The sequence below is a fragment of the Streptomyces sp. NPDC029292 genome (genome assembly GCF_055569295.1).
Genome location: NZ_JBVHXR010000007.1, coordinates 233,453 through 247,982 on the forward strand (window position 1 = coordinate 233,453; position 14,530 = coordinate 247,982).

Below are 14,530 nucleotides of genomic sequence, written 5' to 3' on the forward strand. Positions count from 1 at the left end.
TGTTGTCGCAGTCACGATCTGCCTTCACCATCTGTAAATTCTGCTTCCTCGGCATCGGGGTGGAAGTTGGCCGCGAACGGGTAGGGGCCGTAGTGCGGATAGTGGGATGGGATCTCCGCACCGCCTCTGCGAGCCACGTGGGCCAGCTCGCGGTACTTCCGGGCACGGGCACGGAGGTTTTGCCGAGCCGGATCTCCCCAGTGCGCCACGGCGGCGCGGACATAAAGGGCAAGCAACGCCAGGACTACGAACGCAGCCACCCCGAGATACACCGTCCGGGCCGTACCGGATTCCCAGTACTGGGCCACACCGCCCCAGTACACCGCCGCGCCGAAGCCGACGATCGCGAGGGGAACACCGAACTTGAACCCCGCGTTGAACATCGCCTCCTCATCGCGGTGCCGAAGCCGGAGCATCCTCAGCACGGCCATGTCGTCCAGGAAGTCGAAGCGAAGCTCCCGACTCGCCTCCTCCGCAAGACTCTTCACGGCGGGCACCGCGGCGATCACCTCGGCAGGGACGAGCCGCGCGGGCTCACCGCCCCTGCGACCGATGAATTCCCACTCTCCGAGTTGGCTCGAATCAGTCACGCGAACCGCCCTCCTTTCGTGCGCTTACACCAGAAACGGCAGCATTGTGCCTAGGCGGCCAATGCGGTATGGAACGGCGTCGGCGAAACGCCTGGAGAGGGGCTCGGGGTGGGACTGGGCGCCGGCGGCTTGGCCGGCTCCTGGTACCCGGTCTTCTCGCCGTTCTCGCCGCTGAACATCCGGTGCAGAGCGCTTGCGAGGCCCGTTCCCTTGATGACAGCCGTGATCTGCTTGCCGCCTATGGGGACGAACTTCTCCGGAAGGCCGGAAATCCCGAGCTTCTGGCCGAGCTTGAGACCCCCGGCCAACGTCTTGTTCGTCAGGGTCACGCTGAGACCGTTGAGGAAATTGTGCCCGATCCCGTCCACCGCGGCGATGCCCCTGAAGGAACCGAAGGTACCGAGCTTCCCGAACGCCCTGAGCTTGGCGACACCCTTGAGTCCGACCAGCGCACGGAAGCCCTTGAGCGATCCCAAACCAGGAAGGATGCCCAGAGCGTCGGTCCCCAGCTTCAGCCAGTTGACCTTCCCGCCGCGCACCGACATGTCGTATGCATGACCGGCCAGCGCCGCCGCACTGGAGAGCACCGCGAGCGTGGCGAAGATGGGCACCAGGAACTGCAGCGGTGGAACAAACGCACAGATCACCGCGAGGACCGAAAGGATCGCGGAGAGATTGGAGAACGTGTCGGCCCAGTCGGCGAGCCAGTTCATGAACCCGCCCGGGTCGCGGACGGCGTCATGGTGCACCACGTTCTTGATGCGTCTGGCGGCGCGATCCCCGGCATCGTCAAAGATGTCCCTGGCGTCCTTCACTTCCTTGCGCGCCTGTCCGATGCCGTGCAGCGCTTCGTTCTGCTTCTTCTTCCACCGCTCGTACTCGGGTCTTTCCGCCTCGGGAATATCGGTTACGAGGTACTTGTCCGTGAACTTCTTCACTTCCCGTTCGGCGAGGTCGTGATCGGACTTGGCATCCTGGTAGTCCGCCAGCGCCTTGTCGGCCTTCTTCTGCGCCCGGTGCAACTCGCCGGCGAATTCCTTCGACTCGCCGTCGGCGACCTTGGTGCCCAGCGCGTTGGCCGCCTCGTCGTACCGCTCGAACGCCTTCTTCAGCCGGTCACCGGCGCCGTCTGCTATCTCGTTGAAGGCGCGCCCGGCGTCACTGTCCCAGCCGTCCACCGAGGACAACGCCTTGATGGTCTTTGCCTGTTCATCGATCATCTCGGCCATTTTGCGCAATTTGCGCCCGAGTGCGGCGACTTCATCGGGATCACCGGGAGTGGGGTCCTCGTCCCACAGCGGCGGCCAGTCGCTGGATCGCCTGCTCACTTCTTACCCTTCCCCTTGGCCCCGGAGATGGCCTTCGCCAGCTCGTGGTCAATCTCTTCGTACTTCTCGGCCGCGGCCGCGGTGTACTCGGCCAGCTTCTTGATTTCCTTCGTGAGCTTCTTGCGCGTCTTCTTCCACGTGCTGCCGAAGTCGTCGAAGGCGTCCTTCAGGCCGCCGTGCCCCAGGTCGTCGTCGTAACCGTCCGCGGGATTTCCGTGCTGCTCGAACTCTCGGTGGATCTTGCCGAGGCTTCGCGAACATTCCTTGATCAGGTCGAGGTCGTACGCGGTTCTGTCAGCCATTGAAGAATTCCCCCATCATGAACATGAGACACTGCTGCGAGACTTCGTCCCGCAGTCAGCGAGGAAGGTGAGACGGGTTGTCCAGGAGCACCGACCGCACCATACGTAATCGCCTCGGCGTCACCCCGGACGCCGGAGCCTGGTGCACGATCGGCAAGATTCCCGAGCCTCCCGCGGACGTTCATCGAGCCGCCGGAGCAGGGCCGTTGCGACCGGCGATCCTGAGGCCCCTCGGCATGCTCGGCGCCGTGCTGGTCGCGCCGCTGATGCCCATCGCCATGCTGTTCAGCCTCCTCGCGTCGGGTGAGGAAGCCCTCAAGCGCCTCCTGTCGACGAAGGAGGAACGCGAGCGCGCCCGCGCCGAGGACCTCGACACCAAGCGGCGCGACGAGGCCATCGTCGAGCACGGCCTCGACAAGACCTTCGACGGCAACTGGAACGGGGCAGCCGCCCAGTTCCTGCTTCGCTGGTACAGCCATTCCTCCCACCACCAACGGTTGGTACTGCTGGCCCAGGGCCGCATCCTGCTCGCCGCGCCGCCCAAGCGGGTGTCCGTCCGCAGGGAGGACCGCATGCGCATCGTCGCCGAGATCCCCGCCGGTGAGGCGGTCCTCGAGGACCCCTTGCTCGGCGCGTACGAGAGCAACAAGCTGCGTATCCACTTCATTGACGGCTCCTGGCTGACCCTGACCACGGAGGAGTGGCGCAGTGATCTCCACAAGTACCTGATGCGCCACCCACAGGCCAGTGAGGTCAGCGGTACCGACGCCTGAAGCGGCGGGTGCGACGGGACACAACACAGGCCCCGTCGCACCCGAGTCAGGCCGAGATCGCCAGCTCAGCCCTTGGTGCTCTGGGCCAGCTGGTGGTCCAGGTCCTCGTAAGCCTGCTTGGCCTTCTTGAGGAACTCGGACAGGCCGTGGAGGCCGTGGATGGTCTTCACGGCGCCCTTGGCGAAGTCCCGCATGGAGTCCTCGTAGGCCCCGGAGGCCTTCTGGGTGGTGAAGCCCTGCTCCACCAGCGCCTTGACCCGCTTTTCGACCGAGTTGATCTGGTCTTCCAGGGTGTGCATGTCCTTCAGAAGGTCGCCAGCGACCTTCTCCATCTCGGCATAAGTAAGGTCTGCGTCTTTGCCTTTGCCCATGACGGCTGTCCCTCCCGTTTGGTCGCCGCAGGGCCTGCCCCCGTGGCTCTGTCGTGCGGATCACTCGGTAGTCCACCGGCAGTCCGCACGAGCAAAGATCCTACGGGGGTGACTGTTGGGATCACATCCCCGTTGTGTGACGGAACCGTAAGCGAGTGCACATCCCATTACGGCAGGGAAAGGTGGGGCGGCTAAGGTCACTTCCACTGTGTTCAGCGTTCCGGGGGCGGCCTCTGCCCAGCGAGGAGGACGAACGTGCGCCTGAGTCTGACCGTCGTCGACCCGATCGGCGGTGCCAGCGCCGACGTGATGCTCGACGCCGATCCGGAGTCGTCGGTCGGCGACATTGCCCGGGAGTTGGCGCGGCAGGTCGGTCTGGGCGACGGTGCGCAGATCATCCCCATCGGGGGTCAGCGAAGCCCCGGCGGGGCGCCGCAGGCATTCGTCGACGGCTACCCCCTCGACCCGAGCGCGACCGTCGTCGGATCGCCGCTTCGGGAGGGAGCCGTTGTCAGCCTGCACGATCCGGCGGGCTGCCTCCCCGGGGAGCCGACCGGTGTCGTGGAGTTCCGCGTGGTCGGCGGTCCCTCGGCCGGTGCCGTGCACCGGCTCGGTGTGGGGCGGTACGACATCGGCAGCGGCCCGTCCGCGCAGCTCCGCATCGACGATCCCGAACTGGCCGAGCGCGCCGCCACCTTGTCGATCGCCATCGACGGCACCTGCCAAGTCATCTTCCACGGCGCGGACTTGAACGACGGCAAGGGAAAGAAGGACGGCAAGGCCGAAGGAAGCGGCGAGCCCGACGCCCGCGCCCCCCGCCTCGACGGTGAGGCGTTCGACGGCGGCACCTGGTCCCTCGGCACGCAACTCGCCCTCGGCAACAGCCTCCTGGAGATCATCGGGTACGCCCCGCCCAACGCGGCCCTGAAGTGGTCGGACGACGGCGTCGGGCTCGACTACAACAGGCCGCCCCGGCTGCGTCCGGCGGAGCGCAAGACTCAGTTCTCGCTGCCCAATCCGCCCGGTGAGTACGAGGCACGGCCGCTGCCCTGGCTCATGGCCCTGTTCCCGCTCGTCGGTGCCGTCGTCTCGGTGATGATGTTCGGCCGCTGGTACTACCTGATCATGGCTGTGATGAGCCCGATCATGCTCTTCGGCAACTACTTCATGGACAAGAAGCACGGCCGCAAGTCGCACTCCAAGCAGTCCAAGGAGCACAAGGAGCACAAGGAGCGGATCGAGAAGGAAGCCCAGGACGCCCTGGCCACCGAGCGCTCCGATCGGCGGCAGGCCATCCCCGACCCCGCCGCCGCCCTCACTTTCGGTACCGGGCCCCGTACCCGGCTGTGGGAGCGCCGACGCACCGACGCCGACCATCTGCTTCTGCGTGTCGGTACCGGCCGGGTCCCGTCCGAGGTCGTCCTCGACGACCCGGAGCAGGACGAGCACCGGCGCAAGGTCACCTGGTACATCGAGGACGCGCCCGTCGCGCTGCCGCTCAAGGACCTCGGTGTCATCGGCATCGCAGGGCCCGGCGACTCCGCCCAGGCGCTGGGACGGTGGGCGGTCGCCCAGACCGCGGTCCTGCACAGCCCCATGGACGTGCAGTTCTGCGTGCTGACCGAGAACGATGCCAACACGCGCTGGGACTGGGTGCGTTGGCTGCCGCACGCCCGGCCGTCGGGCGGTCAGGACGTCAACATCCTGATAGGTACGGACTCCGAGACCGTGGGCGCACGCGTCGGTGAGCTCACCCAGCTGCTCGATGCCCGTCAGAAGGCAGCCAAAGAGAACAACAACAAGACGGCGTCCTTCAGCGACCCGGACATCGTCGTCGTATGGGACGGCTCCCGTCGGTTGCGCTCGATGCCGGGTGTCGTACGGCTGCTGCGGGAAGGTCCGGCCGTCGCCATGTACGCGATCTGTCTGGACGAGGAGGAGCGGTTCCTGCCCGGCGAGTGCCAGGCCGTCGTCATCGCCGAGCCGCGGCGCGTCGACGACAACCCCGCCGCCGTGTCGACGACAGCACCGCAACCCGCCGCGGGCGGTTTCCCTTCCTTCCACGCCTGGCACCAGACCGCCCAGCAGGCGCACGAAGCCACCGAACAGGCTCCCGAGCTGCGGCTGCGGGTCGAGCAGAGCGGTGCCCGGCGCAGGACCGGCGTACGGCCCGACTTCGTCTCGCCCGCCTGGTGCGCACGGCTGTCCCGTTCGCTGTCCCCCCTGCGCGACATCAGCGGTGAGACCGAGGACTCCGCGCTGCCCGGCTCGAGCCGGCTGCTGGACGTGCTGCAACTGGAGCCGCCGACGCGCGACGCCATCGCCGCCCGCTGGCGCATGGGCGGACAGTCGACGATGGCCGTCATCGGTGAGTCGTACGACGGCCCCTTCGGTATCGACCTCCGCAAGGACGGCCCGCACGGCCTGATCGCCGGTACGACCGGTTCGGGTAAGTCGGAGCTGCTGCAGACCATCGTGGCCGCGCTCGCCGTCGCCAACACGCCGGAGAACATGACGTTCGTGCTCGTCGACTACAAGGGTGGGTCGGCCTTCAAGGACTGCGTCAAACTCCCCCACACCGTCGGCATGGTCACCGACCTCGACGCGCACCTCGTCGAGCGCGCGCTCGAGTCGCTCGGCGCCGAGCTCAAACGGCGCGAGCACATCCTCGCCGCTGCCGACGCCAAGGACATCGAGGACTACCAGGACCTGGTGCGCCGGGATCCGTCGCATCCCCCCGTACCCCGACTGCTCATCGTCATCGACGAGTTCGCGTCGATGGTCCGCGACCTGCCGGACTTCGTCGCCGGTCTGGTCAACATCGCCCAGCGTGGCCGGTCCCTCGGCATCCATCTGCTGCTCGCCACCCAGCGGCCCAGCGGTGTCGTCTCCCCCGAGATCCGCGCCAACACAAACCTCCGCATCGCGCTGCGCGTGACCGATGCCGGTGAGTCGACCGACGTCATTGACGCGCCCGAGGCCGGCCACATCTCCAAGAGCACCCCCGGTCGTGCCTACGTCCGCCTGGGCCACGCCTCCCTGATCCCCTTCCAGTCCGGCCGCGTCGGCGGCCGCCGGCCGGGAGCGGCCGACCCGCAGGCGCTCGCGCCGTGGGCCGGGCCGCTGTCCTGGCAGGACCTGGGGCGTGCCGCGCTGAGCAAGCCCAAGTCCGAGGCGCGCGAGGACGACGAGATCACCGACCTCAAGGTGCTGGTGGACGCCGTACGGGAGGCCAATCAGGCACTGGGCATCCCGGCCCAGCACTCCCCGTGGCTGCCCGCCCTGGACGAGACCCTGCTGCTGGACGACGTCCCGGCGGTCCGCAGCCAGGGGGCGCTGCCCGCGGCCCCGTACGGCATCGAGGACCTGCCGGCCGACCAGGCCCGCCGCCCGGTAGCCGTGGACTTCGCCACCTTCGGGCACCTGATCGTCGGCGGCGCCCCGCGCTCCGGCCGCTCGCAGCTGCTGCGCACCATCGCCGGTTCTCTGGCCCGTACGCACTCGGTGGCCGACGTCCACCTCTACGGCATCGACTGCGGCAACGGCGCTCTCAACGCGCTGACCCGTCTGCCGCACTGCGGCGCGGTCGTCGGACGCAATCAACTGGAGCGGATCGAACGGCTCTTCGCCCGCCTCTCCGGTGAACTCACCCGTCGCCAGGAACTGTTGGCCGACAAGGGCTACGCCGACATCGGCGAGCAGCGAGCAGCCGCGGCCTCTCAGGACGAGCGGCTGCCGCACATCGTGCTGCTGCTCGACCGCTGGGAGGGCTGGCTGCCCACGCTCGGCGAACACAACCACGGTGACCTGACCGACCAGATCATGGCGATCATGCGCGAGGGCGCGAGCGTCGGCGTCCACGCGGTCATCACCGGTGACCGCCAGCTCCTCGTCGGGCGGATCTCCTCCCTCACCGAGGACAAGTACGGCCTGCGGCTCGCCGACCGCGGCGACTTCTCGACGCTGGACATCAACGCCCGCAAGATCCCCGAGGAGATCCCGCCGGGCCGCGCCTTCCGCAACGAGACCGCCGCGGAGACGCAGTTCGCGCTGCTCTCCGAGGACACCACCGGTCAGGGCCAGGCCGCCGCGCTGGTCGCGATCGGCGACGCGGCGGCCGCACGGGACGCCGAAGTCCCGCGCTCCCGACGCCCGTTCCGGGTCGACGTCCTGCCGAGCCGGATCTCCTTCGCAGACGCATGGGCCCTGCGCGACCCGCAGACGACCGCTTCCCCGCTGTGGGCCCTCGCCGGCGTCGGCGGCGACGAACTCGCCGCCTTCGGTCCCGATCTCGCCCAGGGTGTCCCGGCGTTCGTGATCGGCGGCCCCGTCAAGTCCGGACGCAGCACGGTGCTGCTGAACTTCGCGCGTTCCTACCTCGCGCAGGGCGTACGCCTGGTCGTCGCGGCGCCGCGCCAGTCCCCACTGCGCGAACTGGAGGGCCAGGACGGCGTCCTGAAGGTCTTCACCGGCCGTGACATCGAGGACGACGAACTCGAGGAAGCCATCGGCTCGGCAACACCGGAGCAACCCATTGTCGTCCTGGTCGACGACGCCGAGGTGCTGGACGACTGCGACGCCGAGGATGTCTTCAAGCGCATCCTGCAAAGCGGCGTCGAGGACGGACTGGCTCTTGTCATCGCCGGTGACGAGGAGGAGATCTGCGACGGCTTCTCCGGGTGGCAGGTCGACGCGAAGAAGGCACGCCGCGGAATTCTGCTGTCGCCACAGGACTCGTCGGCCGGTGAGCTGATCGGTATCCGTACGACGCGGAGCATGGTCGGGGGCCCCATCGCGCCCGGGAAGGGGATGCTGCACCTCGGCAGCGGGGAGCACATCACGGTCACCACGCCGATGTGAGACAACGTTCGTCCGACGTGAGTCCGGCCCCGGGGCACCCCGGGGCACCCCGGGAGCGGCGCCGGAAGTCGCCGTCCGCCGCCAGGTCCGGCCGTACGACCTTCACCGCGACCGTGCGTCCGCCGGGCGAACGGGCCAGATACACCCGGCCCATGCCGCCCGCACCCAGTCTTCGCAGCAACCGGTAGCTGCCCAACTCCCGCGGATCGTCCGGCTGCAGTGTCTCCATGGTCGGGTCTTCCCCGTTGTCGGCGCTCAGTTGGCGTTCCGTTGTGGTGCGCGCGGTGTGTGTGATGGTGTTCGCTATCGCAGAGACAGTAGTAACGGGTGGGACGGGCGAGGAGGGTAGGTACCGTGAGTGGATCGGCCAAGCCGAAGCGGCGGAGGGCGGCGGCGGCCGCGTTGCGGTACCAGCACTCGCGGGAGCGGCGGCCATCGTCGTGGCAGCGGGCCACGGAGAAGATGTCGAAGCGGGGGGTGGCCGTCGCCTGGCTCGTCGTCCTCACCTTCGTCGCCGCACTCGTCGCCCTGGCCATCGCGGAGGAGACCTGGGGTCCCACGATCTGGGGCGACATCGCCCCCGGCTGGCCCGGCGGCGGATACGCCTTCGCGGGCAGCGTCGGTGCCGCCGTGCCCCTCGCCCTGGCCGCCCTGATCGCACCGCTGACACGGATGAACTGGAGGAAGAGCAAGGCCCGTTCGCTCGCGTGGGCCGCCGCTTCCCTTCCGGGACTGGCGGCGTGCACGCTGTTCCTGTTCGTCATCCTCGCGACCTGGCGGCCCAAGCGCCGTCGCGACTGGGACTACGCGTGCTACAGCAAGGGCGGCTCCTGCTGGGTCCACGCGCAGTATCCGTACGTCTGGGCCGTGGGCCTGGCCGCGACGCTGATCCTCGCAGCAGCACTGATCTTCGTACTCGTCAGGCGCGCCGACGCACGCGAGGGTGCGACAGCCAACGCCCCGGAGCCCTCGGCTACTTGACCTTCGACATCCGAGCCACCGGATCCCCCGCCTCCGAGTTGTCCGTCTCGTACTTGAGGTCGTCCCCGACGGGAGTCAACCGCACCTCGTGCTCGCCCTTCGTGCACACGTCACGGTTGGACTTCTTGGCCACGCTCGTGACGACGAGCTGCTTCTTGGTGACCTGCTTCAGGACGAGTACGTCGTCGCAGATGCCGCCGATCTGGTCGGTCTGGCGGAAGGTGCCCAGCTCCTGGCCCACGGCGGCCTGGTGGACGGTGACGCGGAAGGTGCCCATGGGGAGGGTGCCGTCGAGGGCGAGGCCGTCGCCCTCCCAGGTGCCGAGGTAGGTGGTGGGGACGGTGGGCGGGCTGCCCTGGGGGTCGTTGTCCGTCGCTCCGGCGCTGGGCGCGGGAGACCGGGCGCCGCCCGCCGTGGTGTCCTTGCTGCCGGACGCGTTGTCGCCCGGCAGCAGGTCGAACAGGAACGCCGAGCCCACCGTCACCGCCGCCAGCGCTCCCGCGACCGCCAGGGCGACGGTGCAACTCAGCCTGCGGCCACGGCCGTTCGCCCCGGGGACCGAGGTCGCGGCCACGCTGACGGAGACCTTGCCGGGGCGGTCGGCGGGCGGGGGTGTGAGGTCCTGAGGTGCGGCGCTCACCTCGCGCGGCCCCGGTACCGGTCCCGGTCCCGGTCCCGGTCCCGGGAGGTACGCGGGCATCGCGGGCATCACGGGCGGCGGCCCGAACACCCCGTCGGGCACCGGCACCGGCACCTCAGTCCCGGAACCCGCTCCCCCGGCCCCGGAACTCGCCCCCTCGCCCGCGGAACCCGCTTCCACCGCCCCTGAACTCGCCTGCACCGCCCCGGAACCCGCCTGCACCGAAGGACTGCTGAACGCCACAGGCCCCGAAGGCGCCGCCTCCGTCGCCTCAAGGTTCAGCAGCTGTACGGCACTTCGGCTCACCTGTTCCACCAGGGCGCCCGGCAGCCACCCCGCCGTCACCAGCCGGGCCGCGCCCTGCGGAGCCAGCCGGGCCGCCAGCTCGCCCGGAGCCGGCCGCCCGCCCGGGTTCTTCGCCAGGCAGGCCGCCACCAGCTCGCGCAACGCGCCGTCCAGAGCGCCGAGCTGGGGCTCTTCGTGCACCACCTTGTAGAGGAGGGACGCGGAGGAGTCACCGGGGAAAGGCGGCTTGCCCGTCGCCGCGTACACCAGCACCGCGCCGAGGGAGAAGACGTCCGCCGCTCCCGTGACCCCCTTGCCGAGGATCTGCTCGGGCGACATGTAGCCGGGGGAGCCGACCGAGACGCCCGTGGAGGTCAGCGACGCCGTGCCGTCCGTGGCCCGCGCGATGCCGAAGTCGATCAGCAGGGGGCCGTCGAGGGTGAGCAGCACGTTCGACGGTTTGACGTCGCGGTGGACCAGACCCAGCGCGTGGACCGCGGAGAGCGCTTCGGCGAGGCCCGCGCCGAGGACTCGTACGGAAGGGAGCGGAAGCGGACCGCTGTCCGCGACGGCGGACGCGAGCGAGGGACCGGCCGCGTACCCGGTCGCGACCCACGGCACCGACGCCTCCGGGTCCGCGTCCAGGACCGGCGCCGTCCAGGCGCCGCCGACCCGCCGCGCGGCCTCGACCTCGCGACGGAAGCGGGCGCGGAACTCCTCGTCGAGCGCGAAGTGCGGGTGCACGATCTTGACCGCGACCGTACGGCCGCCCGCACTGCGGCCCAGATACACCCGCCCCATGCCGCCGGAGCCCAGCCGGCCGAGCAGCCGGTAGGGCCCCACGGCAGTGGGTTCGTCGACTCCGAGCGGCTGCATGGCCCCCACTGGCTCTTCCCTCCCCCGTACGCACTGGACGCACTGCCCAGCAGGGTAGTTCCGTACGGCCGCACGCGCCCGGAGCTCAGGGCTCCAGCAGCCGCACCGTCACATCCGTCGGGAACCCGGTGGTCGAACCGACCCGGCGCGCGAACTCCCGTACGGCCTCCAGCTGCGGGCCGCCGAAGCGGAAGTCGAGCGTCGTGAAGTACTGCTCCAGGACCGTCTCGTCGAAGGCCTCCCAGCGCGCCGCCTGCTCGGCGACCTTGCCGACCTCGTCGAGGGAGAGGTCCCGGGAGGCGAGGAACGCCTCGTGCACCTTGCGGGTGACGACCGGCTCGCGCTCCAGGTAGTCGCGGCGGGCCGCCCAGACCGCGAAGACGAACGGCAGGCCCGTCCACTCCTTCCAGAGCGTGCCGAGGTCGTGCACCTCCAGGCCGAACTTCGGGCCGTCGAGGAGGTTGGCGCGCAGTGCCGCGTCACCGATGAGTACGGCGGCGTCGGCCTCCTGCATCATCAGGCTGAGGTCGGGCGGGCACGTGTAGTACGACGGCTGGACGCCGACCTTCTCGGCCAGCAGCAGCTGCGCCAGGCGCACGGAGGTGCGCGAGGTCGAGCCGAGGGCGACCCGGGCGCCGTCCAGCTGGTCCAGCGGGACCTGCGAGACGATCACGCAGGACATCACGGGGCCGTCGCAGCCGACCGCGATGTCGGGGAAGGCGACCAACTCGTCGGCGTGCTTGAGGAACTCGACGAGCGTGATGGGCCCGATGTCGAGGTCGCCCCGCACCAGTCTCTCGCTGAGCTTCTCGGGGGTGTCCTTGGTGAGGTCGAAGTCGAGGAGCGTGCCCGTTCTCGCGAGCCCCCAGTACAGGGGCAGGCAGTTCAGGAACTGGATGTGGCCGACGCGCGGCCGGTTGCGAGAATTGTCCACATCGCGAGGCTAGCCCCCATGCGGTACGGTGCATGCTCCAGGGTCCTCGAGTGGTTTCAGAAACCCTCCCGCCCTGTCGTGTCAACCCTTTTGACAGCGAGTCGACACCGCGACGTCAACCCAGCCCCGACCGGGGTCAAACATCCGGGTGACGTGATCTTGCCCTCTATTGCTTTCGGCTGCCCGAGTGCTAAGCTCGCCGCAAGTTGCAGTTTGGTTTCCCTTGCAGTACAGAGCCTGCGGAGCATGTAACCGCAGGCTCTCGTCGTTTTCAGACGTATGCAGTTGTTTTTACAATCGCAGGTTCTGGAGCAGGGCAACCCTTTGGGCCCAAGGAGGGCTTATGGCTACCGGAACCGTGAAGTGGTTCAACGCCGAAAAGGGCTTTGGTTTCATCGCCCAGGAAGGCGGCGGCCCGGACGTCTTCGTCCACTACTCCGCGATCAACGCGAGCGGATTCCGCTCTCTCGAAGAGAACCAGGCGGTTTCCTTCGACGTCACGCAGGGTCCGAAGGGCCCGCAGGCGGAGAACGTCACCCCGGTCTAAGCCTGCGGGCTCCATGAGCCCAATGCTTTGATCTGGAACCGATCGCAGTACCCAAGGAGCCCCGCGCCAGCCGGTCGCGGGGCTCCTGCCTTTGCCCCGCGCCCGCTACACGTGCTGCATGACCAGAACGAACGTCGTGCCGGGCGCCAGCGCCTCGTACGCGTGCGCCACATCCCCGCGGTACGACATGTAGTCGCCGGGACCGAGCTCGACCGCCTCGCCCCGCGGGCCCGCCAGCACCCGCCCCGTGCTCACGACGAGGTGCTCCACCGTGCCCGGGATGTGCGGATCCGACTCCCGGGCGGCGCCCGGTTCCATCCGCAGGTGGTAGATGTCCCGGCGGGCACCCGGCGGGCTCGCCGACAGCAGGGTCGCCGCGTAGTCGACCCGGTCGGACTGGACCGTCGGCCCTTCACCCGCGCGGATCACCTGGACCGCCGGGGCGGGCGGCTCCACCAGCGCGCTGAACGGTACGCCGAGCGCCACGCCCAGCGCCCACAGCGTCTCCACGCTCGGGTTGCCGCTCGCCGACTCCAGTTGCGACAGCGTGGACTTCGCGATGCCGGCGCGTTTGGCCAGCTCGGAGAGGGAGAGCCCGGCGCGGGTGCGTTCGCGGCGCAGGGATGCGGCGATCCAGTCGAGGGGAAGGCGGGACGGGGGGCCGCCAGCCGTTTCGGCATCGGTCACTTCGTTCGCTCCATCGGTACGATCGTTCGCGTTGACGAACACGGCACTCACTGTTCATTGTAGAAAACATGCGTTCGCCTCTCCGAACACCCACATCCCCTGTCGCGCACGACCCGGAACTGCTTCGGGACGTGGCCCTCGTCTGCCTCGCCGGCGGGGTCGTCGGCGTCTCGTTCGGAGCCATCGCCGTCGCGGGCGGGCTGCCCGTCTGGGTGCCGGTGGTGATGTCGCTGGTGGTGTACGCGGGCTCCGCCCAGTTCAGCGCGGTCGGCATTCTGCTGGCCGGGGGCGGGCCGTTCGCCGCGGCGGCCACCGGCCTGCTGCTCAACACACGTACGGCCGCCTTCAGCCTCGCCGTCGCCGACGTCATCGGGCGCGGGCGCGCCGCCCGGCTGATCGGCGCCCACCTCATCACCGACGAGACGGTCGCCTTCGCCCTCGCCCAGCCCGACCCCGGGCGGCGGCGGGCAGCCTTCTGGATCTCCGGTCTCGGCCTGTACGTGACCTGGAACCTCTGCGTCCTGTGCGGCGCCCTGGCCGGTAGCGCGCTCGGCGACACCGGAACGTACGGCCTCGACGCGGCGTTCCCCGCGGTCCTGGTGGCGCTGGTGCTGCCCGCGCTGCGCGAGGACGCGGGCGTACGACGGTCCGCGCTCGCCGGAGCGGCGGTGGCGCTGGCGGTGACGCCCTTCGTCCCGGTCGGGGTACCGGTGCTGCTGGCGCTGACCGGACTGCTGGCCCTCGGGACGGCGTCATGAACCCCGCCGTCGACCCGACCGTCGTCGCCATCCTGGCCCTGGCGGCCGGGACGTACGCCTTCCGGCTGGTGGGTCCCGTCCTGCACGGGCGGGTCGAACTCCCCGCACGAGTGCAGCGGTTGCTGTCCACCGGGGCGGTGGTCCTGCTGGTGGCCCTCCTCGCCACCGGCGCCCTGACCGAGACCGGCGGCTTCGCGGGATGGGCTCGGCCGGCCGGAGTGCTGGTCGGCGGGGTGCTGGCGTGGCGCAGGGCGCCGTTCGTGGTGGCGGTGCTGGGGGCGGCCGCCACGACGGCGGTGCTGCGGGCGGCCGGGGTGGCCTAGCCGGGCCGGGGCTCTACAGGGGTTGCGGAGGCGCGGCCTCGCGGGTGTCGAAGTCCGTGCGGGCCGCGAGGATCTGCGTCGCGTGCGCGAAGGACCACTCGGCGATGGGGCCGGCCAACTGGCCGACCTCCACACCGAGTTCGATGAGCGCGTACTCCACGCAGGGCGGCACCGTCCGCCTCCCTGGTCGCTGCTGTCCAGGCGACGCGGCAGGTCGGCCAGTTCCTCCGGGGAGAGATGCCCGATGTCGACCGTGCTGTCTCCTGCTGACAACA

General features: G+C 69.5%; 14 protein-coding genes and 1 pseudogene. 6 read left to right on the forward strand and 9 right to left on the reverse strand.

Features of this window, described 5'->3' with window-relative positions:
• Positions 1–11: 11 nt before the first annotated feature.
• From ACZ4WS_RS18130 to ACZ4WS_RS18140, 3 genes are read right to left on the reverse strand one after another with little or no spacing between them, the layout of a single operon-like run.
• Positions 12–590, reverse strand: a complete 579-nt coding sequence (locus tag ACZ4WS_RS18130) for a hypothetical protein (protein ID WP_467981471.1) — start codon at positions 588–590, stop codon at positions 12–14.
• Positions 591–640: 50 nt separating this feature from the next.
• Positions 641–1,918, reverse strand: a complete 1,278-nt coding sequence (locus tag ACZ4WS_RS18135; protein WP_467981473.1) for a putative T7SS-secreted protein — start codon at positions 1,916–1,918, stop codon at positions 641–643.
• Positions 1,915–2,220, reverse strand: coding sequence for a hypothetical protein (locus tag ACZ4WS_RS18140; protein ID WP_467981474.1), 306 nt, complete (start codon positions 2,218–2,220; stop codon positions 1,915–1,917). Before ACZ4WS_RS18140 ends, ACZ4WS_RS18135 begins: the two co-directional genes overlap by 4 nt.
• Before the next feature lie 77 nt (positions 2,221–2,297).
• Between ACZ4WS_RS18140 and ACZ4WS_RS18145 the strand changes: the two genes are divergently transcribed.
• Positions 2,298–2,993, forward strand: coding sequence for a hypothetical protein (locus ACZ4WS_RS18145; protein WP_467981476.1), 696 nt, complete (start codon positions 2,298–2,300; stop codon positions 2,991–2,993).
• A 65-nt stretch (positions 2,994–3,058) separates the two neighbouring features.
• On the opposite strand, the gene ACZ4WS_RS18150 is transcribed toward ACZ4WS_RS18145, so the two are convergent.
• Positions 3,059–3,364 (reverse strand): WXG100 family type VII secretion target, encoded by a 306-nt coding sequence (locus ACZ4WS_RS18150; protein WP_467981478.1) that lies wholly within the window; start codon positions 3,362–3,364, stop codon positions 3,059–3,061.
• Positions 3,365–3,619: 255 nt separating this feature from the next.
• Here ACZ4WS_RS18150 and ACZ4WS_RS18155 point away from each other — a divergent pair, with 255 nt between their 5' ends.
• Complete coding sequence (locus ACZ4WS_RS18155) at positions 3,620–8,224, forward strand: FtsK/SpoIIIE domain-containing protein (RefSeq protein WP_467981480.1); 4,605 nt, start codon at positions 3,620–3,622, stop codon at positions 8,222–8,224.
• A 49-nt stretch (positions 8,225–8,273) separates the two neighbouring features.
• Here the strand turns inward: ACZ4WS_RS18155 and ACZ4WS_RS18160 are convergent.
• Positions 8,274–8,453: pseudogene (locus ACZ4WS_RS18160) on the reverse strand (serine/threonine-protein kinase); the annotation flags it as partial.
• A gap of 125 nt (positions 8,454–8,578) precedes the next feature.
• Between ACZ4WS_RS18160 and ACZ4WS_RS18165 the strand changes: the two are divergent.
• Positions 8,579–9,205, forward strand: a complete 627-nt coding sequence (locus tag ACZ4WS_RS18165; protein ID WP_467981482.1) for a hypothetical protein — start codon at positions 8,579–8,581, stop codon at positions 9,203–9,205.
• On the opposite strand, the gene ACZ4WS_RS18170 is transcribed toward ACZ4WS_RS18165, so the two are convergent.
• Both ACZ4WS_RS18170 and ACZ4WS_RS18175 read right to left on the reverse strand, forming a co-directional pair.
• Positions 9,198–11,006, reverse strand: a complete 1,809-nt coding sequence (locus ACZ4WS_RS18170) for a serine/threonine-protein kinase (protein WP_467981483.1) — start codon at positions 11,004–11,006, stop codon at positions 9,198–9,200. The genes ACZ4WS_RS18165 and ACZ4WS_RS18170 overlap by 8 nt on opposite strands.
• 85 nt (positions 11,007–11,091) lie before the next feature.
• Entirely contained in the window at positions 11,092–11,940 is an 849-nt protein-coding gene (locus ACZ4WS_RS18175; protein WP_467981485.1) for a menaquinone biosynthetic enzyme MqnA/MqnD family protein, read from the reverse strand.
• Positions 11,941–12,283: 343 nt separating this feature from the next.
• On the opposite strand from ACZ4WS_RS18175, the gene ACZ4WS_RS18180 reads away from it, so the two are divergent.
• On the forward strand, positions 12,284–12,487 hold the full coding sequence (locus ACZ4WS_RS18180; protein WP_003998944.1) for a cold-shock protein: 204 nt from the start codon (positions 12,284–12,286) through the stop codon (positions 12,485–12,487).
• Positions 12,488–12,592: 105 nt separating this feature from the next.
• On the opposite strand, the gene ACZ4WS_RS18185 is transcribed toward ACZ4WS_RS18180, so the two are convergent.
• Complete coding sequence (locus ACZ4WS_RS18185) at positions 12,593–13,174, reverse strand: helix-turn-helix domain-containing protein (RefSeq protein WP_467981487.1); 582 nt, start codon at positions 13,172–13,174, stop codon at positions 12,593–12,595.
• 68 nt (positions 13,175–13,242) lie between these two features.
• Between ACZ4WS_RS18185 and ACZ4WS_RS18190 the strand changes: the two genes are divergently transcribed.
• Positions 13,243–13,932 carry an AzlC family ABC transporter permease gene (locus ACZ4WS_RS18190; protein WP_467981489.1) on the forward strand — a complete coding sequence of 230 codons (690 nt, stop codon included), beginning with the start codon at positions 13,243–13,245 and terminating at the stop codon, positions 13,930–13,932.
• Entirely contained in the window at positions 13,929–14,255 is a 327-nt protein-coding gene (locus ACZ4WS_RS18195) for an AzlD domain-containing protein (protein ID WP_467981491.1), read from the forward strand. Before ACZ4WS_RS18190 ends, ACZ4WS_RS18195 begins: the two co-directional genes overlap by 4 nt.
• Positions 14,256–14,268: 13 nt before the next feature.
• Here ACZ4WS_RS18195 and ACZ4WS_RS18200 read toward each other — a convergent pair whose 3' ends face one another.
• Complete coding sequence (locus ACZ4WS_RS18200) at positions 14,269–14,427, reverse strand: hypothetical protein (RefSeq protein ID WP_467981492.1); 159 nt, start codon at positions 14,425–14,427, stop codon at positions 14,269–14,271.
• Positions 14,428–14,530: the final 103 nt, after the last annotated feature.

What these genes read in the sequence shown, in the direction of transcription:
- ACZ4WS_RS18140 (WP_467981474.1), bottom strand. Translation starts at nt 2,220, where the DNA reads ATGGCTGACAGAACCGCGTACGACCTCGACCTGATCAAGGAATGTTCG.
- ACZ4WS_RS18150 (WP_467981478.1), bottom strand. Translation starts at nt 3,364, where the DNA reads ATGGGCAAAGGCAAAGACGCAGACCTTACTTATGCCGAGATGGAGAAG.
- ACZ4WS_RS18170 (WP_467981483.1), bottom strand. Translation starts at nt 11,006, where the DNA reads ATGCAGCCGCTCGGAGTCGACGAACCCACTGCCGTGGGGCCCTACCGG.
- ACZ4WS_RS18180 (WP_003998944.1), top strand. Translation starts at nt 12,284, where the DNA reads ATGGCTACCGGAACCGTGAAGTGGTTCAACGCCGAAAAGGGCTTTGGT.
- ACZ4WS_RS18190 (WP_467981489.1), top strand. Translation starts at nt 13,243, where the DNA reads ATGCGTTCGCCTCTCCGAACACCCACATCCCCTGTCGCGCACGACCCG.
- ACZ4WS_RS18195 (WP_467981491.1), top strand. Translation starts at nt 13,929, where the DNA reads ATGAACCCCGCCGTCGACCCGACCGTCGTCGCCATCCTGGCCCTGGCG.